The following is a 19,724-nucleotide window of genomic DNA, read 5'->3' on the forward strand; positions in this document are numbered from 1 at the left end:
CGTAACTAAAGCTGCATGTGCACTATGCGAGTAAGTGTGTACCTTGTTGCTTTTCTTGCTTTTGCGAGCTCAGCGCTGGCGCAATTTGAAGGCGTCATAGAGATGAAAATGACCGCAACAAGTGCCGCAGGGCAGGAAACAATGACTGCGACAATGGTAAACTCCATTAAAGGTGCTTCGTTTCGTGGGGAAACTAGCACAAGCGTAGGCGGCACAGTAATCAAGCAAATTATGCTGCTGCGAGGAAGTGAGCCGAACAAAATCTATATGCTGAATCCAGACACGAAGACCTACACGGAAATGGATATAGCAAGTATGACAGACGCGATGACGCAAAGCGACGAAGACTATGAGGTAAAAAAAGTAGGGAGCGAGAAAATTCTGGGCTACAATTGCACCCGCGTGCAGGTCAAGTGGAAGAAAAGCCAGCTCACAATGGAGATGTGGACGACAAAAGATGTGTTGGATTGGGCAACCTATGTGAGAATGCAAAATAACCCTGCTTTGCGTAATAACAAGCTCGCCACTGCGCTGCGTAACGCTGGAGCTGATGGAATGGCGCTGAAAGTGGTAAGCGAAACGCAAGATGGAGGCAAGAACATAATGGAGGTCGTAAAAGTTGAGAGGAAAGCAGTGCCTGCATCGCTCTTTGAGATTCCGAAGGATTACAAGAAGTCCGAAGGAATGTTCGGCATACCCGGCATGACGAAGGAAAAAATGCAAGAGATGATGAAGCAAATGAAAAAGCAGCAAAATTAACCCAAAGCTTTCAGCAAGTCGCAGGCAAAGTACGCCCCAGTGCAATTGCCAGCGGCACATTTCACCTCTTTTCATCAAACCAAACCTTGTGCAAAACATCTGTGGCAGAGAAAATTACGCCTCGTGCAAAAGATTATTCCCAGTGGTATATCGATATTGTCCGAGAAGCCAAACTGGCTGATTACAGCGATGTGCGCGGCTGTATGGTGATTCGTCCCAATGGTTATGCAATTTGGGAGAAAATGCAGGCGGCACTGGACAAAATGTTCAAGGATACAGGTCACGTCAATGCCTACTTCCCGCTCTTTATTCCCGAATCTTTTATGAAAAAGGAAGCAGAGCATATTGAGGGCTTTGCGCCAGAGTGTGCCGTAGTAACGCATGCAGGCGGTGAAGAATTGCAAGAAAAGCTCTATGTGCGCCCAACTTCAGAGACGATTATTTGGTCGACCTACGCCAAATGGATTCAATCGTATCGCGATTTGCCGATTCTAATCAATCAATGGGCAAATGTGGTGCGGTGGGAACTGCGCACGCGACTGTTTTTGCGCACCGCTGAATTTCTCTGGCAAGAAGGACACACCGCACACGCCACCGAAGAAGAGGCGATTGCAGAAACCCTGCAGATGATTGAAGTCTATCGCCGCTTTGCCGAAGAGTATATGGCGCTGCCAGTAATTATGGGCAAAAAAACAGAGTCAGAGAAATTTGCAGGCGCAGTCGATACCTACTGCATTGAAGCAATGATGCAAGATGGCAAAGCACTTCAAGCAGGCACATCGCACCACTTGGGGCAAAACTTTGCCAAGGCCTTCGACTGCCGCTACCAAACCAAAGACGGTAAGTTGGAATACGTCTGGGCAACCAGTTGGGGCGTCTCTACGCGGCTCATTGGCGCACTGGTTATGGCACATTCTGACGACAAAGGGTTGGTGCTGCCACCGAAGTTAGCATCTCGTCAGGTCGTCATTGTGCCAATTTTCAAAGGCGATAAAACAGCTGTCGTAGAAAAATCACATCAAGTTGCTCAGATGCTCCGAGAAAAAGGCATTACGGCATTTGTTGACGATAGTGAGCAAAACACACCCGGCTGGAAATTTGCGGAGTATGAACTGCAGGGCATTCCTGTGCGTCTGGAAATTGGACCAAAAGACCTTGCAGCCGAGCAGTGCGTAGCCGTGCGACGCGATACAGGTGAAAAAACCACGCTGCCTATTAACACGCACCTTAGCGAATGCATTACTGGACTGCTGGATGCGATGCAGCAGAATCTCTTTGCACGGGCAAAAGCCTTCCGCGACGCCAATACCAAAGAAGTGCATGACTATGACGAGTTCAAAGCCCAAGTAGAAAAAGGCTTTGCAATTGCACACTGGGACGGCACACGCGAAACCGAAGCCAAAATCAAAGAAGAAACCAAAGCCACGATTCGATGCATTCCAATTCAGAAGGAGTTCATTGAGCAATATCGCTTGCACGAAGAAGGCAAGTGCATTTACTCGGGCAAGCCATCGAAGCAAAAAGTGGTCTTTGCAAAGGCATATTAGCCTCAGAGTGTTTTTGTATCTTTGCGCCTTCGTTACGCTAACTCAACGCTGAAAACGACAATGGTTCGCACGCGCTTTGCGCCGTCGCCGACGGGCTATGTCCACGTAGGTGGGCTTCGCACGGCACTCTACAACTACCTCTTTGCCAAGAAACACGGCGGCAAATTCATCTTGCGCATTGAGGATACCGACCAGACGCGCCTTGTAGAAGGGGCAATGGAAGGAATTATCAATGTGTTGGAATGGGCAGGTATTGTGCCTGATGAAAGCCCAAAGCATGGGGGTGAGTTTGGTCCTTACATTCAATCGCAGCGGTTGCAGCTTTACCAAAAGCATTGTGAAGAACTGATTGCCAAGGGGTATGCCTACTATGCGTTTGAGACGCCTGAAGAATTGGAAGAGATGCGTAAGCTGCAAATCAAGCAGGGATTGCAGCCGAAGTATAACCGTAAGTGGCTGCCAGAGTCAATGGGCGGCACAATGCCAGAGAGCAAAATCAAAGCGGCGCTAGAGTCTGGAATGCCCAAAGTGGTGCGAATGAAAATTCCTGACCACCGCACCATCAAAGTAGAGGACAAAATTCGTGGTGTGGTGGAGTTTGATTCGTCCGTAATTGATGACCAAGTATTGCTGAAAGCCGACGGCTTCCCAACTTACCACCTTGCTGTGGTCGTCGATGACCACTATATGCAGATTTCACACGTAATTCGCGGCGAAGAGTGGCTGTCCTCGACACCGAAGCATGTCTTGCTCTATGAATTTTTCGGCTGGGAAAAACCAGTCTATGCCCATGTGCCACTGCTGCTCAATCCTGACCGCACAAAGCTCTCCAAGCGTCAGGGGGATGTAGCTGTTGAGGACTACATCAAGAAAGGTTACAGCAAAGAAGCGCTAGTCAATTTTGTGGCGCTGCTGGGCTGGAATCCGGGCGGCGGCTCTGAGCAGGAGATTTTCACGATGCAAGAGCTGATTGAGCAATTTTCACTCGAACATGTGGGTAAGTCTGGCGCAATTTTCAATCTGGAAAAGCTCAGCTGGATTGAAAAACAGCACATTCGCCGCCAGTCGAATGAGGAACTGGCACGACGCATCAAGCCCATCTTACTCGAGCACTTGAAAACAAAGCCTACAGAAATGCCGCTCGAGAAAATCACCAGCGAAGCCTACCTTGCCGAAGTGGCAGGGCAAATGAAAGAGCGAGTGGATTTCATACACGAGTTCGTAACATTTAGCAGCTACTACTTCTTCGAGCCCGAAGAGTATGAAGAAGAAGCCGTGCGAAAACGCTGGAAACCAGAGACAAACGCGCAGCTTATCGCCTTTGCAGAGCGGTTGCGTGCGCTGCCAGACTTCTCCGCACAGGCTATAGAATCGGAACTCAAAGCCTTTGCAGCATCGGTCGGCATTAAGGCGGCTGATTTGGTGCACCCAATTCGCTTAGCCGTTACAGGCAGAAGTTTTGGCGCAAGCCTTTACCATCTCTTGGAGACGCTCGGCAAGGAAACCGTTCTACGCCGCATTGAGCGAGCCGTGCATTCCATCAAGGCTGAACCAGTGGGATAAAAATAGCGCGGTGGCAACAGGGCCTTCAAGCGAAGGTGAGCGACGCTAAGCATGCTTCGTGCAGTCACTGCGAGTGCTTCTTTCTGAGCAAAGGAGTCTATCTCTGCAAGAAAAGTGTTACTTTTGTAGAAAGTCTTTGCATAGTTAGAGCATCGTTGAAGTTTCTGAACCAACACTACTGCAGTACGACGAAGTATGACAAACACACCTGAGCATGGACATCGCAACGGAAAGCAGCAGCGCTTTGCACCGGGCACACACGGCGATAGCTTAGAACCTGCCACAGGTATTCAAGAATTTCACTTGCGGCATGCTGAAGACCCCACTAAAATTTTCTTTACCGAAGAAGACAAGCGAAAAATTCAGGAATTCATTGCGCGCTATCCCGCAAAAGAATCGGCTGTAATGCCTGCACTGTGGTATGCACAAGAGAAATTTGGTTGGCTCTCAATTGAAGCCCTCAACCTCGTGGCGGATACCATTCCGATGCCGCGCGCCGATGTCTATGGCGTCGCCAGCTTCTACACCATGTATTGGAAAAAGCCAATGGGCAAGACGCACCTTGCCATCTGCACCAACATTTCTTGTATGCTTTGCGGGGCATATGAACTTTACAACTACATCAAAAAAACATATCGGATTGGCAACGGAGAAGTAACGCCCGATGGCTTGCTATCGCTGGAAGAAGCAGAGTGTTTAGGTAGCTGCGGCACTGCGCCCGCAATGCAAGTCAATAACTACGAGTATGTCGAAAATCTCACGCTCGAAAAGCTCAAGGCGTTTCTGAAAGAGCGCGGTCTGTAGGTGAAATGAGTGGCTTGCCTATTCAATCCCACTGACGCATAGCCGAGCATAACCTAATTCAAAATCAGCCAACTGATACCAAAGCGAATCGCACGAGGCGGAAGCGGGAAAATCGGGGCGCGAATGAGTGCCAGTCCGGGCAAATTTTCCCACATCAGAAAAGCCGTTGCACTGCCAATTTTTGCCCAAACCTGAAAATCAACTCGCCCAGAAAGTCCCTGCACGCCAAATTGAAGGTTGTTATCAACATACTCGCCTCTGCCGCGCTCGTAGAGATTGAAGTAAAAAATAGTCTGTCGCTCACTGTTGCGCAGTGATGCGGAAAAGTCTGAAAAGGCAAACCCTGCAAAGCCAATTTTTAGGTCTAATGCGCCTCGAAAGAGCTTGTCGTGAAAAAAGAGACCAAAGCTGCCATAAATGCGTGGCAAGTAAAAAATGCGGCTGGTGGTCGTGTCAATGAAGTCATCAATGCGCTGAAAAGTAAAGCCCACTTCATACTCACGGTCAGGGGCAGGCACCATAGTGTAGTTCAACACAAAAGTGGCATCAAGAAAACCCTCGAGTTTCCACAATTGCGTTTTGAGACTGATGCCCACGCCTGTGTAAGTCAGGGACAGATCTTTCAGCGGACGAAATTCACCACGATACTCGACACGCACCGTGTCCAACTGACGCAGCGCTTGCACAACCGCAATGGGTGAGAAGACTTGATTGTTCAGAAACGACACACGTAGGCTGAGGAGACTATCAAGCTGCAGCAAGCTACCCGCTTCGAATTGGCGAATAAGCTCACTTTGCCAGTCCAGCGAGCCTTGCAAACGGTCGTCACGCGAAAAAACCTCTTGGAGCGTGGCAAAGCGCGTGGTAAAAGAGGCGTTGAGAAAACCACCAAGACTGGAGGAACGCGCAAGTGGCAACGGGAAAGCAATTTCACCACCAAAGCCGCTGTTAAGTGCTGTGCCCGTAAAATCATTTCCACCCGTTTGACTGACAGATGTCGTAAGCCAACTAAGTGCACCGCCTACTTCTAAATCTTGCCCAAAAAGCAATTTTTCTAAGCGCAATTTGCCTCCCGCATTGAGGTCGAATGTGGCAACCGTTGGCAAAAAGAGTGTGTCACCTGCTGAATTGCGTAGCGTGTTTTGTGAATGCACACGGTCAAAGAGCAAGGTAGCTTTTCCTTGCAGCGAAAGAATCCAGAGCTTTAAGGCTTGCTTTGCGCCAAAGCCAAGACGGGAGGTGTTCTCAAGGTCAGAAAACGGCAAAATTTGATAGACCGTATCGGGGCGAGTTTTCACAAACTTACGCTCAAAGCGAGCCAAATATGCCCAGACCTTGAACAAATTGAGTGAATCTTGCATAAACGGTAGCGCAGTTTGAAACTCGCCCTTGATGACACTGAGAAATAAATCACGTCGCGTGAATTGATTAACGATAACAGCATTTCGAGAGTCCAGTCTATCAATAAACCCGAGACTTTGCATGAGGTCAATGCCGCCAAAAGGAAGCATACTAACCGTGTGGTTCTCAATTGCTAGCGTGGCGAAAGTGCGTTCCGAGAAGTGGTAACGAAGCCGACTGCGAATGTAATTGCCAAGACTGTTAGAGCCAAATCGCTCTATGCCGATTGCATTGAGGTTGGAATAATTGCCGTCTGTGCCCTCGTATTTGTAACCAGCATAGAAGTTAAGTCGCTCAGAAAGATTGAGCGAAAAAGTAAAGTCGAACTTGGTGGTGATGCCTGCAAATTGGAAATAGCGTGCCTTCACATAGCCTTTTAGTGCAGTAAGGCGCTGCGTATGGGATTCCAAGACTTGCGGTGCCGATGACTCTGCAAGCGCACGGTAACCTGTAAAAAAGGAAAGTCGTGAAAAAGACTCACTGGAAAGAAAGTTGAACGGTGCAATTCGCATAACCGGGTCGTTGAGTAAAATTTCATCTAGCAAGATGTGTTGCTGGCGCATTCCCAAGCCGCCATACAGGAGTTCGTTGATTTGACCAAACTCGCTTTTGTCGCGCAGGTAAAAGTGTGCTTGCTCGGCAAAGTAGTCTTCCACAAAGCGATGGTAGAGCATATCCCGCATAGAGTCGCGCACAAGGTAAGGCGTGGCAAATAGTGATGGCGTCTCATAGAACTTGTAGAAAAGACGCAGCGAATCCATCGGCGAGAGTGGTTTTGCTGCTTTGGGAGCAGTAGCAGAAGACACTGTGCCGACAAGTGTATCTACTGCCAGCGTATCAGGCAACAGCACTGGTGGCATGATTGCTTGGGGAAGTGTATCAGGCTGAGCCTGCACAAGCAAATGTGTGCAAGAAGAAAAAGGAACACGATAAGCAGACGCTTTGTTGAAAAAAGAGAACAGTAAAAGCGCAAGAATGGTTAGTTGCAATATGCCTTTGAGCATTGAGCGAAAGCGCCGTTTGCAAAACAGCAAATAGTTTGGCAATATAAGGCATCTTTACTAATTGCTCTCGAGTGCAAGTAGCAGAAGGAGGCGAGCACAGAGAGTAACCAAATGTGGAAAAGTTACGAATAGAAACGCAAAGATGCTCTAAGCCAGAGAACTTACAACCTGCAAAGAAAGGAAATTTTTATGGCAAACAATTTTTTTGACTTTAACGACGACAGCAACGACAAGCCGCGCAAGGAAAAAAACAAGTTTCCGACGGCAATCTGGTATGTGATGGCCATCCTTATCTTGATTGGCATTCAGATTACGTTTCTGTGGTCAAACACCACGACTGAACTGCCTTACAGCCAGTTCCGAAAAGAGCTGGAGCGTGGCAACGTAGAATCAGTGAAAATTTCGCCCACTCGAACATGGGTGCGCACAAAGGAAGAGCTGGTGTTCTCCAATCCGCCCAATTCCCTAATGCGAGCACGCCCAGCAACCAAAGAATTCTACACCATTGCCCCAATGACGCTGGCAAACAATGAATTCGTCAAAGAACTGGAAGAAAAGGGCGTCAAGTATCAGTTTGTGCAAGATGGCAACTGGTTCACCGATATGCTCCAGTGGATTTTCCCATTTATCATTCTACTGGGCATTTGGATGTTTGTCTTCCGACGAATGAACCCCAACTCTCAGGTGATGAACATTGGCAAAAATAAAGCTGCCCTGTATGAAGAGCCAGCGGATGGCAACCGCATTACCTTCAAAGATGTCGCAGGCTTAGAGGAAGCCAAAGAAGAGGTAATGGAAATCGTAGAGTTTCTTAAAGATCCGAAAAAATTCACCAAGTTAGGCGGCAAGTTGCCCAAGGGTGTGCTACTGGTTGGACCTCCAGGAGCTGGCAAGACTTTGATGGCAAAAGCGGTTGCAGGTGAAGCAGGCGTGCCATTTTTCTCGCTTTCTGGCTCTGACTTTGTGGAGATGTTCGTAGGTGTCGGCGCTGCACGCGTGCGCGACCTATTCCGCACCGCTAAGGAGAAAGCACCATGCATTATCTTCATTGATGAAATTGATGCAGTCGGTCGCTCTCGTGGCAAGGGAATGATGATGGGCATCAATGATGAGCGTGAAAACACTTTGAACCAGCTACTGGTCGAGATGGACGGTTTTGCGACCGACAAAGGCGTGATTATTATGGCTGCGACGAACCGTCCAGACGTGCTCGACCCTGCCCTCTTGCGCCCCGGACGCTTCGATCGCCAAATCGTGATTGACAAGCCAGACCTCAATGGGCGTATTGATATTTTCAAGGTGCATACAAAGAATATCCCACTGGCAAAAGATGTCGATATTCGTGCCTTAGCCGCTCAAACGCCGGGCTTTGCAGGAGCAGAAATTGCCAACGTGTGCAATGAGGCAGCTTTGTTAGCGTCAAGACGCGGCAAAGATGCTGTGGAGATGATTGATTTTCAGGACGCAATTGAACGCGTCATTGCAGGCTTAGAGAAGAAAAATAAAGTCATCAATCCGAAGGAAAAGCGGATTGTGGCCTATCACGAATCGGGTCACGCTATCGTAAGCTGGCTATTGCCCGGCTGCGACCCACCGCAGAAAGTAACTATCGTGCCACGTGGCGTAAGCGCCTTAGGCTATACGCTGAATACGCCACTCGAAGACCGCTACTTGATGACACGTGAAGAACTCTTTGACCGAATCTGCGGCTTGTTAGGCGGTCGTGTAGCCGAAGAGATTGTCTTCGGAGAAATCTCAACTGGTGCGCAAAATGACCTCGAGCGTGTAACGGATATTGCATACAGTATGGTTGCGATCTATGGAATGAGCGAAAAACTGGGCTACTTGTCGTTTGCAGACACCAGCAATGCCTTCTTGCAGGGCATTGGAATTGAGAAACGATATGGCTCTGAGATTGCGCATCTGATTGACTCCGAAGTCAAGCGAATTGTCGATGAAGCGCGTGAGCGGACACGGAAACTGCTCACCGAAAACCGCGACAAACTGGAGCAAATGGCACAGGAGTTACTGAAGCGTGAAGTGCTCACTGCAAAGGATATTGAAGAAATTTTAGGCAAACGACCTAATCCTGACGATGGTCTTGGAAGAGAAGAGCGCGCCGCACCACGAAGTGAAGCCAGTCACGAACCTGTGGCAGTAGGCACCATGTCAAGTGAAGAGCGTGCCGAGTTGGAGGCGGCAGTAGAGAGAATTAAAGCAAAACGGGCTTTGGAAAACTGAAACCTGCAGTGTCAAATGCAAACGCGTGTCTATGCGATTGTCTCAGGTAGGGTGCAAGGCGTAGGCTATCGCTGGTTTATTCAGCATCATGCCGAGCAACTGGGACTATCGGGCTATGTGCGCAACTTGCCCGATGGGCGCGTAGAAATGGAATTGCAAGGCGAGACCGCAATGGTGGAAGCCTTACTGGAAAAAGCGCGCATCGGTCCGTGGGCAGCGCAAGTGAGCAGCTTGAAAACGGAGGTGCGGCCTGTGCAGCCACTGGCGCAACCATTTTTCGAGATTCGCCGATAAAACATTTGCCACCTGAAAAGTGGCATTTAATAATCAATCGCATTGAAAAAGGAGGGAAGTATGACTCGCATGCAAGGCTTGCTCATTGGCGCAATTTCGTTTGCAGCCGGTGTCGCAATTGGAATGCTCTTTGCGCCAAAATCAGGCAGAGAACTCCGCCAAGAGCTGCGTGAAACCGCTAAGAAACTTCCAGACCTATACGACGACCTCAAACTCCCAAAAGTCTCATCAAGCGAGATTGAGCGAGAGCTGGTCAAGTAACGCTTAGCGCCGCAAGATATACTGTAGCCGCTCTGGATACTGGTGGAGCACTTTGAGTCGTTCTGGCAAAATCACGGTTGGTTGGACAGAGCCTGTGGTGTCGCTGAGCACATCGTAGTATCGGACAAAAGCAGTAATTTGTTCAGTGCGCAGCGTCTCTAAATCGCTCACAGCCCCACCAACCGTGAGCTTGATTTTGTTTGGAATAAGCGTAACCGATGCTTCGGCAGAAGCTTGGACCAGCTGAACAGGGATGTCGGCAAATTCAATCTGGGCGAGCTTGTCTGAAATGCCTGTAAGCGTAACTTGGCTGGGGGAAATGTGAAGATGCGGCGCAAAGCGACTGTCGGATACTGTGGCACGAATCGAAAAGTTACCCTTCAGGTTGTTACTTTGTGGCACAACTTGCAAATACTCAATAGGTTCAACCAAGCTAAGGGCCCCCGTAACGGTTGCGCTATCAGGGTTGAGTTGATAGCTTACAATAACATATCCACTGGCAGGTGTAATAGTCTGAGCAAGGCGTAGCGGCACCACCTTCGTAACCTTTTTTTCCAGCTCGACAACCAGCACAGGTGGCTGAACATCGAGCACCGTCAGCCCTTCTGGAAATGGCTTAATGTATTGTGCGGCATTAGGCACGGTTTCAATCGTAAGGCTGGGGCGCTGTAGCTCATTAGCAAGGTCAATTGACCACTCAGGGCGATTGAGATAGAGTGAGAGAATTTTCCAGCCCTCACCTGATACCTTCACTTCAATTTGCTTGGGCAAAGTGCTGCGGACAGCCAAGGACGAGCGTTCCATCTTTACCGAAAGCGGAATCAACTGCGTGGCAACATAGCGTTTGGACATTGCAACGAAGATCCACGCCAGCATAGCAAATAGTGCAGCACCAGTTAGTGCAGGAACTCGAGCCAGAAGTTGCCGCATCACTGCAAAGTCTGAGGTCTATCCTTGAAAAGAAAAAGGCAACGCCAAATGGGTTGCCTAAGGTGTGAGAAAATGGTCTGCTGTCGCCTACTGAATTGCGCGCTGAATTGCTGCTTCAAACGTGCGCTTGTCGCGTGCGCCGACAAATGCTTCAATAATTTCACCTTTTCTGTTAATTACAAACGAGGTGGGAATACCGCGAATTTGACCGCCCTCTACGAACTTACCATAATCGCTAATCACCTTTTCATCGCCCATCACGACAGGATAGTTCATACCTTGTGCTTTGACAAATGCAGCAACCTTCTCGGCTCGGTCGTTAATTACAATGCCGATGAAGGTAAATTTGTCTTGATAGGCTTTTTGTAACTCAATCATATCAGGAATTTCAGCACGGCATGGTGGACACCAAGTTGCCCAAAAATTGAGAATCACACCTTTGCCTTTGAAGTCCGAAAGGCTGACCTTTTTGCCGTCGAGGGTCTCAAGCGTAAAATTCGGTGCTGGTGCCGCTGATACCGACAAGTCTGGCGAAGCGGGCACACCAGTATTCCGAACGCGAGTCGGTCCCGTCGCTACAATTGCAACAAGCAAAGCAGGCAAGATGAAGAGCTTCATTGTGAGTGGTGTTTAGGTTACATTCATTGACGCTTTTAACGAAAGTGTGCGCAAGAAGTTAATCAGAGATTTCCACGCGCAGCTTGGTCACGCTCAATGGCTTCAAAGAGTGCTTTGAAGTTGCCTTTACCGAAGCTCTTTGAGCCACGCCGCTGAATTATCTCATAAAAGAGCGTTGGACGATCTTGCACAGGCTTAGTAAAAATCTGCAGCATATAGCCATACTCATCTTTGTCAACCAAGATGTGCTGGGCTTTCAGCTCTGACAGCGGTTCACGCACCTCAGGCACGCGCTCGAGCAGCGTATCGTAGTATGCATCTGGCACGCTAATAAACTCTACCCCGCGTGCACGCATTTCCTTAACGGTGTGAAGAATGTCGTCTGTAAGCATCGCAATATGCTGAACCCCTGCACCACGATAAAACTGAATATACTCTTCAATCTGAGAGCGCTTTTTCCCCTCTGCAGGTTCATTGATAGGAATTTTAATTCGCTCCGTGGCATTGGTCATTACTTTGGAACGCAAAGCAGAAAACTCCGTTGAAATGTCTTTGTCGTCAAAGCTTTGGAATTGGTGGAAATCAAAAACGCGCTCATAGAATTTCACCCACGTTTCCATCTGATTCCAGTCTACATTGCCGACGATATGGTCAATCGCTCTTAGACCAACAGGTGAAGTCGCCTCAGGTTGGCGAGCAACAAAGCGCGGTAAAAACGCTCGGTAATTTTTTCGCTCAATGAAGCTATGCACCGTGTCGCCAAATGTGCGAACCGTAGCACGAATGAGCGTGCCGTGTTCATCAGAGTAGGTAGTGGGCGGCAGCACACTTTCCGCACCCCGAGCAACGACTTGTTCGTACACCCGAGTGGCATCGCCGACCTCGAAGGCAATGTCGCGCACGCCATCCCCGTGCCGCTTGATGTGTTCAGCGATTTCGGAGTCAGGTGAAAGTGGGGAGGTAAGCACAAAGCGAATTTTGCCCTGCTCGAGGAGATAGGATGCCTTTTCACGCTCCCCAGTTTCTGGTCCAGCATAAGCTGTGATGCGAAACCCGAAAAGCGTGCGGTAATAATGCGCCGCTTGTTTGGCATTGCCTACATAGAACTCAATGTGGTCAAAGTCGCTAAGCTGCAGCGCTTGATTGGATGCAAGGGTGGTGTATTGTTCGAGAACTTGCATAACCGTTGGATTTTGTATTAGCAAAAGTGCTGCAGAATTTAGCAAAAAGTTTAGGAAATAGGCTTGCGGCGTGGGGAGCAAAGAATCGATTGGACGCCTCACAATTAAGTAGCCTGCCTTCATTTCTATGAGAAAAAAGTGGAGCAAAGCGCTCCAAGAGTGGCACAGGCTAAACAGCTTTGCACCGATTCATCAGTCTACACCCTTTGCGTGAGGAATAAGTCAGGTGGCACTGTTCGTAGGCGTTGGAGCAGGCTGCAGAGTATGACGCAAGTGACTGCGGCGGTAGCCGTATAAGAAATAAATTGCAAGGCCGAAAGCAACCCAAAGTGCGAAGCGAATCCAGTTGGCCGTGCCCAATTCGGTCATCAAATAGCCAACCGAAAGCACAGCAAGGGCGGGGATAAGGGAAAATTCTCGCATGTAGCAGTAGTAAGCCAGAATAATGGTGCCAATTGCGTAGAGCGTTAGCGGTATGCGGTGTCCTATCTCTGTCCAGAGCGATTCATTGGTTTGCCCAATTGTGAAGAACGCCTGAAATCCTTGCCAATTAAAGACTGCCACCGAGCACCAAATAGCGATGACAATAAGTGGCACGAGGTATTTGCCATTCACAAATGGAATCTTGAACTTGCGCTGGATAAGTGGCTCTGACTTTTCCAGCACCATCACGCCGCTTGAAACCAAGAGAAACGCAAAAAGGGTGCCGATGCTGGTGAGGTCTGTCACGACAGTCATATTTGCAAAAAGTGAAGGAATCCCAACAAGGAGACCTGTAACAATAGTAGAAAATGAAGGGGTTTTGAATCGTGGATGAATTTTGGCAAAACGCTTGGGTAGAAGACCATCACGGCTCATCGCCATCCAAATGCGCGGTTGCCCGAGTTGAAAGACCAGCATCACAGACGCCATTGCAATCACGGCGCTGAAGGCAACCAGACCAGAAACCCACTGCAGGTTGGCGCCTTCAGGACCGAAAACAAAAGCTAAGGGGTCGCCCACATTGAGCAGCTTGTGATTGCTCATTCCTGTGAGCACAAGCGCAACAGCAATGTAGAGCAGTGTGCAAATAAGCAGCGAGTAAATCATTCCACGTGGCAGATCTCGCTGAGCATCTTTGCATTCCTCTGCAGTGGTAGAAATCGCATCAAAGCCGATATAGGCAAAGAACACAGCAGACACACCCTGCATCACGCCTGAAAGACCGTTTGGAGCGAAAGGACGCCAATTATCTGGATTGACATAAAAAGCACCCAGCACTACCACCAAAAGCACAATACCCACTTTCAGGAATACCATAATGTTCGTTGTAGTGCGTGATTCCTTAATGCCGATATAGACAATAGCAGTAATAATGGCGTTGATAAAGAAGGCGGGTAGGTCACATATCAAACGGAAGTTGCCAATCTGCGGGGCGCTTATCCAGGCCGTGTAGCCATCTAATGCGGTAGCAAAGTCTAGATTGTTTTTCAGAGCGTCTATTGAAACACCTTTCGCAAGCTCTGCTTCTACTTTGGCAGCGGCTTCTGAGGCAGTGAAGTAATCCATACAGAGGTAATCAGGAATGTGAATACCGTAGCCAGCCAGCAAGCCTGTGAAGTAGTCGCTCCACGAAATTGCGACGACGATGTTGCCGACAACGTATTCCATAATCAGTCCCCAGCCAATTACCCACGCAAAGAGTTCGCCAAAAGCAGCATATGCATATGTGTAAGCCGAGCCAGAAACTGGAATGAGAGAGGCAAACTCAGCATAGCAGAGCACCGAAAAACCGCAGGCAATAGCTGTAAAGACAAAGAGCAATGAAACAGCGGGACCACCAGAATACGCTGCATTGCCAATGGTAGAAAACACCCCTGCACCGACGACGGCAGCAATGCCTAACATGGTGAGGTCAAAGACCCCTAATGCTTTAACAAGTGAGTGTGCTGGCTCGCTATCTCCAAAGCCATTTTCTATGTCGTGTCGAATCTGTTGAATTGTTTTTTTGCGAAAGAGCGAGTGATTCAGCATATCTCAGGAAATAAGTTTTTCGCCTTACGCAGCCTTTTGCGTAGGCTGTACGTCAGTGTTGAGAGTGCAGCGGCGGCGATGCATAAGATAGGGCATTTAAAGCGACCAGTCAATTTTGCGCACAACCAGTACAGGGCATTCGCTGCGGCTGGAAACTTCTACTGCCGTAGTGCCTAAGAAAAACTGTTTGAACCCGCTTGCGCCGTGCGCCGAAAGAATGATGAGATCAATTGCATGTTCTTTGGCATACTTCAAAATTGCTCCGCCCGGCGTAATACCTTCAATGTGGTCATTCACAAAAAGTCGCTTAAGTCCATTGAGTGTGGCGGTGCGTTTCAGTGCATCCATCTCGAGCTTGGGGTCACGGGTTAGGGTGCTTTGCACTTGGCGGAAGTGCACAAGATGCACATCGGAATCATACTCTTTGGCAAACTTGAAGAGGTAGGGCAGGGCTTGTTGTGAAAGCTCAGAAAAATCGGTGGGGAAAAGTAACCGAATCGGACGAAACTTTTGCTCAGGGCGAGAAAAGACCATTAGAGGACAAGGTGCAGTGCGAATAATGCGGTAAGTTGTGCTGCCTAAAATGAACTGGTTGGTAATGCCCATACTGCGCGTCGCCATCATAATTAGACCCGCATGTTGCTCTTTACCAATGCGCGTAATCATCTCCGTGGGCTTACCGAATGCAGTCAGCATCGCAACCGATTGAGCTGTGCGCAATCGTGGCTGAATATGCATTTTCATTCGATTCTGCGAATCTTGCTCCAAGGTGCGACGGAGCATTGAGATGTCGCTGCTGGATTTACGATAGGGAGCATACTCTGGTGCAAGGTCATCGACCACATTGAGGATCGTGATTTTGGAATTAAAAATCTCTGCAACTTTGGTTGCATGCTCCACAACCGCTTGCGATTGCGGCGAAAAATCCACTGGGCAGAGAATGTTTCGAACCACCGCTTGTTGCATAGTCAAGGTTCTGTCAGGGTTTGAGTGTTCGAGACCAATTTCTGAATGAGATCCAGCGTCAAAAGTGGTTCATCGAGCTGAGGCGTGATGCCTTTAAGCGCTAAATCAGCTTTGTGCAAAGCCAGCAGGGCCCGCTCAATGTCGCTGATGGAAAAGACTTCTGCATACCGCCGATACTCTTTAAGGAAGTAAATCTGCCCACCGAAAAGCCCAATTTCCTTTGCAGCATCTTGGTCATTCATTCGCAACACGGCTGGTGATTTAAGTTTCCAGAGCTTGGTAAAAAAAGCGGCAAAGTAGTTGATGATAGGCATCAGAGTACCTTCCTTTTCCAAAATTTTGAGCGCAATGCCTGAGGCTTGGCGTAAATCTCGCTCGGCGATAGCTTTTTGCAAGGCAAATACGTCATACTCTTTGAGCACCGCCACAACATTCAGTACATCTTGACCAGTGATGGTTCGATCGTTCCGAGAACCCACATAGTTGATAATTTTTTGAATTTCGCTGCCCAGTTCGCGAGTGGAATTGCCGACGAAGATGTCAAGGTTGCGGGCTGCTTCAGGAGTGAGTCGCCAACCTAAGCGTGCAGCATATTGCTCGGCAAACTCTGCCCCTGATTTTAGTGGCGCAAATTCGTAGCTCATCTTTTCAAGCCACATGAAAGGCTCTTTTTTCAGCTCCTGCCTGTCGAGCGCACCTGCAACAAGCACCAGCGTGGTCGTAGGCAAGGGGTCTTGTAAGTAACGCAAGAACTCCGTGAGGTGCGCTGCTTGCTTGTCCTTGCTGGATTCCTTGCGCACTTTCTCAAACTGGCGCACAATGACCAGACGTCGCTCAGAAAACATTGAATATTCTGAGGCTACTGAGACAATCGTGCCTAAGCTGATGTCTGGACCGTAGAGCACTACGGTATTTGCAGCTTGCTCCAGCTCACTACTAAACAGGGCACTTTTAAGTGCGCTGAGGGCTTCCTCAATAAGAAAATCCTCTTCGCCAAAGAAGAAGTAAATAGGCTCGAGCTTTTTCTTCTGAAACAGTCTATCGAAATCGGAGAGAGAGGCGTGTCTTGACACAGTTACGATGCTTTATGGCAAGATACGCAGTAGCACGTGCATTTGAAAGAAGACACTGGGGGTTGTGGGCAATACTAGATTCGAACTAGTGACCTTTCGCGTGTGAAGCGAACGCTCTAACCAGCTGAGCTAATTGCCCATTCTTGATGCAACGAGAAATATATTGCCTGCAATGCAAACTTCAAAATCGAAGTAGCGCCAGAAAAGTTTCAAGCAATCTGAGCTGCATAGCTCAGAGATTCAGGGTGGTCAAGTGCAGCCAACAGTAATACAGAGTGCGGCGACTTAGAAGATGCGATGCCGCTTTTTGAGATATGCAAGTAAGGCAATATCGAAGGGCTGAGCTGTGTCAATAGCCACGTAATCAATTCCACTGTCGACTAATGCTTGCTGAAGTGTGCGGGTGCGAGCTTGCAGAGCAGCTTGGTAAGCTGCTTGCAGTTGGCGCGGACTGGTGAAGAGTCGCTCACCAGTTTCAAGGTCAATAACTTCTACATCTGTGGCGAAATCAAAGGTCTTTTCCTTAGGGTCAAGGATGTGGAAGGCAAGCACCTCATTATGCTGGTGCTGGAAGTGTTTGAGGGCAGCCGCCACCTTTTCTGGCGTGTCCCAAAAGTCGCTCAGCAGAATAATCAAGCTGCGTTTGCTAAGGTGCTTTGCAAAGTCTTTCAGAGCGGCTGAGGTGTCTGTAGTTTGATGGCGTGCCTGCTGTGTAGCTTGGCTGGTCTGATGCAGCGTCTGCAAAATGAGATTTTGGTGTGAGGGCTTGAGACTAGGTGGCAGAAATGTATGAAGTGTATTGCTGTATGTGGCAAGGCTGACCGCATCACGCTGCCCCATCATCAAAAGCGTTAGAGCAGCGGCAATGTAACTTGCATACTCAACTTTGGGCAAAAGGCTCTTGGAGGAGTGAAATGACATTGAGCTGGATTGGTCGAGCAAAATGTAGCAGCGTAGGTTGGTCTCTTCTTCATACTGCTTGATGTAATACTTGCCAGTTCGTCCATAGACGCGCCAATCAATGTGGCGCGGTTCATCGCCAAAGGTGTATTGACGGTGCTCCGCAAACTCTACGCTGAACCCGTGATAAGGGCTTTTATGCAACCCAGTGATGAAGCCTTCGACAATCATTTTAGCTTTCAGCTCAATAGAGCCTAAGCGCGAGACCACCTCAGGTTGCAGATATTTGCGATAGTCTTGCACGCCAGTGGACGCTATTTGACGATAATCTCTCGTGGCAGACGCGCCATAAGTGTCAAAGGTGAGCGCAGCATTTCAGTGAGTGCATTTCGCCAGCGCTGTGCTTCCTCGGCAGCCACTGGGCTGAGGAAAAGTTCCAGATACATTTCTCGCCGAAAAGCGGCCTTGAGCCATTCATACAATTGAGCTTGTGCATCGCTATCATCATCTTCACCGAAAAGAAGGTCAAAGAAGCTCTTGCGCTTGGGATATTCTACAAACTGGACGCTGGTCTCGGGTTGAATGCCTGCCAGTTCTTTGGCAATATCGACGGCACGGTAAAATCCACCCAGTTCGTCGACAAGTCCGAGGTTCTTAGCGGTCTCACCGATCCAAACTCGTCCCTGCGCAATGCTGTCGACTGCAGCAGTCGTCATATTCCGTCCGTTTGCCACACGAGAAAGAAAGCGCTGGTAACCTTCGTTAATCAGCGCATCGACTTTTTGGTAGGCTTCAGGCGAAAGTTTCTCAAAGAGATTGTACGCATCGGCGTATTTGCCACGCAGAAGCACTTGGCGCTTCAAGCCAATTTCATCTTGCAACTTTTTGAGGTTGGGTTTGAGTGCGAAAATGCCAATGGAGCCCGTAATGGTAAGGGGATGTGCAAGGATTTTGTTTCCATCAGCTGAAATCCAATAGCCACCCGATGCAGCAACGCCTGACATAGAGACGACCACTGGTTTTTTTGCTTTGGCTTTGAGAATGGCTTGTGCCATTTTCTCAGAGGCAGTAACAGAGCCGCCAGGGCTGTCAACACGGAGAATAATCGCTTTGATGCTTTCGTCTTCTCTGGCATCTTCGAGAGCTTTGGTGATAGGAGAGTCGCCTGTGTTGTCATTGCCGTCAGGTTGTGGCGCACCTTTGCCGTCGACAATGCCGCCCTGCACATAGACCACCGCGATTTTCTCACCTGTCTTTTCCCGCGTCTCTTGAGCATAATCAGAAAGGTCAATGAAAATCTCTTCGTCGTCGTCCGAGATGCCGAGCTGTGATTTAAGACGCTCTTTCAAATCATTCATATAAGTTACGCTGTCCGCTAGCTTAGCGCTCACAAATGCGTTCTCTGAAAAATATGCGACATCGTTAATGAGCTGGCGCACTTCACTTTCCGACAAATTCCGACCCTTTGCAATTGCTTGAACGTATGCCTTGTCAAATGCGTCAAGTATGGCTTCATCTTGCTCGCGGTCAGCATCGCTTTGGCTATCACGCGTAAATTGCTCAACCGCACTTTTGTATTTGCCCCGTCGGATAGCTTCTACTTCAATGCCCACTTTTTCCAGCGCGGTCTTAAAGTAGAGGCTCTCAAAACTGAGTCCGTCAATGATGAGCACACTGTAGGGCTCGACGTAGATTTTATTGCAAGCAGTTGCAAGGTAGTATTCTTTGTCGCTCCCGCCACGCAGGTATGCCCAAACTTCTTTGCCAGACTGACGAGCTGCTTCAACAGCTTCACGAAGCTCGGCGATTTTTGAGAATGAGGCAGAAAGATTAGAAATGTTAAGCACAACGAGTCTGATGCGTGCATCACTTTTGGCGCGGTGAAGAGCACGCAAAATGCTCTGAAAAGTTGGAAGAGGCTGTGATGAACCGAAGGGGGCATCAAACGGTGGAGCATCAATGAAAATGCGCTCGGGCAGCGGCCCTCTTACTTCTAACATTAAGACTGCCTTTTCAGGAATGCGACTTTGGGGCTGCAAGGCACGAAAAATGACAATTGCACTGATAATCAGTAGCAACAAAAGAAGAACGAGCGTGATGCGGCGTGAGCCACTGGGCTTTTTCTGTTCAGGCATAGTCTAGATTGAGGCGTTAGATTTCATTTCGCAA

16 protein-coding genes and 1 tRNA gene are annotated in these 19,724 nt (G+C 48.8%); 7 read left to right on the forward strand and 10 right to left on the reverse strand.

Annotation, left to right across the window (positions count from 1 at the left end; all coding sequences use genetic code 11):
* Positions 1-24 precede the first annotated feature (24 nt).
* The 4 genes from NZM05_04100 (at position 25) to NZM05_04115 (ending at position 4,673) form a co-directional block, all read left to right on the forward strand.
* A complete protein-coding gene (locus tag NZM05_04100; protein ID MCS7012799.1) occupies positions 25-759 on the forward strand; it encodes a DUF4412 domain-containing protein in 735 nt (244 codons plus the stop codon).
* 101 nt (positions 760-860) lie between these two features.
* Positions 861-2,306: a proline--tRNA ligase gene (gene proS / locus NZM05_04105; GenBank protein ID MCS7012800.1), complete on the forward strand. Its 1,446-nt coding sequence runs from the start codon at positions 861-863 to the stop codon at positions 2,304-2,306.
* A 60-nt stretch (positions 2,307-2,366) separates the two neighbouring features.
* Positions 2,367-3,869 carry a glutamate--tRNA ligase gene (gene gltX, locus NZM05_04110; protein ID MCS7012801.1) on the forward strand — a complete coding sequence of 501 codons (1,503 nt, stop codon included), beginning with the start codon at positions 2,367-2,369 and terminating at the stop codon, positions 3,867-3,869.
* 195 nt (positions 3,870-4,064) lie between these two features.
* Positions 4,065-4,673 (forward strand): NAD(P)H-dependent oxidoreductase subunit E, encoded by a 609-nt coding sequence (locus NZM05_04115; GenBank protein ID MCS7012802.1) that lies wholly within the window; start codon positions 4,065-4,067, stop codon positions 4,671-4,673.
* A gap of 53 nt (positions 4,674-4,726) precedes the next feature.
* On the opposite strand, the gene NZM05_04120 is transcribed toward NZM05_04115, so the two are convergent.
* A complete protein-coding gene (locus tag NZM05_04120; protein MCS7012803.1) occupies positions 4,727-6,934 on the reverse strand; it encodes a putative porin in 2,208 nt (735 codons plus the stop codon).
* Between the two features lie 333 nt (positions 6,935-7,267).
* On the opposite strand from NZM05_04120, the gene ftsH reads away from it, so the two are divergent.
* Genes ftsH through NZM05_04135 form a run of 3 tightly spaced genes read left to right on the forward strand, consistent with a single transcriptional unit; the run spans position 7,268 to position 9,874 of the window.
* Complete coding sequence (gene ftsH / locus NZM05_04125; protein MCS7012804.1) at positions 7,268-9,319, forward strand: ATP-dependent zinc metalloprotease FtsH; 2,052 nt, start codon at positions 7,268-7,270, stop codon at positions 9,317-9,319.
* A 15-nt stretch (positions 9,320-9,334) separates the two neighbouring features.
* Positions 9,335-9,613: an acylphosphatase gene (locus NZM05_04130; GenBank protein MCS7012805.1), complete on the forward strand. Its 279-nt coding sequence runs from the start codon at positions 9,335-9,337 to the stop codon at positions 9,611-9,613.
* A gap of 60 nt (positions 9,614-9,673) precedes the next feature.
* Positions 9,674-9,874: a YtxH domain-containing protein gene (locus NZM05_04135; GenBank protein MCS7012806.1), complete on the forward strand. Its 201-nt coding sequence runs from the start codon at positions 9,674-9,676 to the stop codon at positions 9,872-9,874.
* Between the two features lie 3 nt (positions 9,875-9,877).
* Here NZM05_04135 and NZM05_04140 read toward each other — a convergent pair whose 3' ends face one another.
* The 9 genes from NZM05_04140 to sppA form a co-directional block, all read right to left on the reverse strand.
* Positions 9,878-10,750, reverse strand: coding sequence for a CdaR family protein (locus tag NZM05_04140; protein ID MCS7012807.1), 873 nt, complete (start codon positions 10,748-10,750; stop codon positions 9,878-9,880).
* 141 nt (positions 10,751-10,891) lie between these two features.
* Entirely contained in the window at positions 10,892-11,422 is a 531-nt protein-coding gene (locus tag NZM05_04145) for a TlpA family protein disulfide reductase (protein ID MCS7012808.1), read from the reverse strand.
* Between the two features lie 62 nt (positions 11,423-11,484).
* The gene (gene hppD / locus NZM05_04150) at positions 11,485-12,603 is read right to left on the reverse strand and encodes a 4-hydroxyphenylpyruvate dioxygenase (protein MCS7012809.1); all 1,119 of its coding nucleotides are present in this window, start codon (positions 12,601-12,603) and stop codon (positions 11,485-11,487) included.
* 222 nt (positions 12,604-12,825) lie between these two features.
* A complete protein-coding gene (locus tag NZM05_04155; GenBank protein ID MCS7012810.1) occupies positions 12,826-14,616 on the reverse strand; it encodes an amino acid permease in 1,791 nt (596 codons plus the stop codon).
* 96 nt (positions 14,617-14,712) lie between these two features.
* Positions 14,713-15,582 carry a universal stress protein gene (locus NZM05_04160; protein MCS7012811.1) on the reverse strand — a complete coding sequence of 290 codons (870 nt, stop codon included), beginning with the start codon at positions 15,580-15,582 and terminating at the stop codon, positions 14,713-14,715.
* Between the two features lie 2 nt (positions 15,583-15,584).
* On the reverse strand, positions 15,585-16,655 hold the full coding sequence (gene holA, locus NZM05_04165; protein ID MCS7012812.1) for a DNA polymerase III subunit delta: 1,071 nt from the start codon (positions 16,653-16,655) through the stop codon (positions 15,585-15,587).
* 65 nt (positions 16,656-16,720) lie between these two features.
* Positions 16,721-16,794, reverse strand: a tRNA-Val gene (locus tag NZM05_04170).
* A 146-nt stretch (positions 16,795-16,940) separates the two neighbouring features.
* Positions 16,941-17,858: a DUF58 domain-containing protein gene (locus NZM05_04175; GenBank protein ID MCS7012813.1), complete on the reverse strand. Its 918-nt coding sequence runs from the start codon at positions 17,856-17,858 to the stop codon at positions 16,941-16,943.
* Between the two features lie 11 nt (positions 17,859-17,869).
* Entirely contained in the window at positions 17,870-19,690 is a 1,821-nt protein-coding gene (gene sppA / locus NZM05_04180; protein MCS7012814.1) for a signal peptide peptidase SppA, read from the reverse strand.
* Positions 19,691-19,724 lie beyond the last annotated feature (34 nt).

Source organism: Chloroherpetonaceae bacterium (assembly GCA_025056565.1).
Taxonomy (GTDB): domain Bacteria; phylum Bacteroidota; class Chlorobiia; order Chlorobiales; family Thermochlorobacteraceae; genus Thermochlorobacter.

Bases quoted from the DNA above. Each gene is read 5' to 3' on its own strand.
- NZM05_04100 (MCS7012799.1), top strand. From the start codon at position 25: ATGCGAGTAAGTGTGTACCTTGTTGCTTTTCTTGCTTTTGCGAGCTCA.
- hppD (MCS7012809.1), bottom strand. From the start codon at position 12,603: ATGCAAGTTCTCGAACAATACACCACCCTTGCATCCAATCAAGCGCTG.
- sppA (MCS7012814.1), bottom strand. From the start codon at position 19,690: ATGCCTGAACAGAAAAAGCCCAGTGGCTCACGCCGCATCACGCTCGTT.
- NZM05_04135 (MCS7012806.1), top strand. From the start codon at position 9,674: ATGACTCGCATGCAAGGCTTGCTCATTGGCGCAATTTCGTTTGCAGCC.
- ftsH (MCS7012804.1), top strand. From the start codon at position 7,268: ATGGCAAACAATTTTTTTGACTTTAACGACGACAGCAACGACAAGCCG.
- gltX (MCS7012801.1), top strand. From the start codon at position 2,367: ATGGTTCGCACGCGCTTTGCGCCGTCGCCGACGGGCTATGTCCACGTA.
- NZM05_04120 (MCS7012803.1), bottom strand. From the start codon at position 6,934: ATGCCACCAGTGCTGTTGCCTGATACGCTGGCAGTAGATACACTTGTC.
- NZM05_04140 (MCS7012807.1), bottom strand. From the start codon at position 10,750: ATGCTGGCGTGGATCTTCGTTGCAATGTCCAAACGCTATGTTGCCACG.
- NZM05_04145 (MCS7012808.1), bottom strand. From the start codon at position 11,422: ATGAAGCTCTTCATCTTGCCTGCTTTGCTTGTTGCAATTGTAGCGACG.
- NZM05_04155 (MCS7012810.1), bottom strand. From the start codon at position 14,616: ATGCTGAATCACTCGCTCTTTCGCAAAAAAACAATTCAACAGATTCGA.
- NZM05_04115 (MCS7012802.1), top strand. From the start codon at position 4,065: ATGACAAACACACCTGAGCATGGACATCGCAACGGAAAGCAGCAGCGC.
- NZM05_04160 (MCS7012811.1), bottom strand. From the start codon at position 15,582: ATGCAACAAGCGGTGGTTCGAAACATTCTCTGCCCAGTGGATTTTTCG.
- NZM05_04130 (MCS7012805.1), top strand. From the start codon at position 9,335: ATGCAAACGCGTGTCTATGCGATTGTCTCAGGTAGGGTGCAAGGCGTA.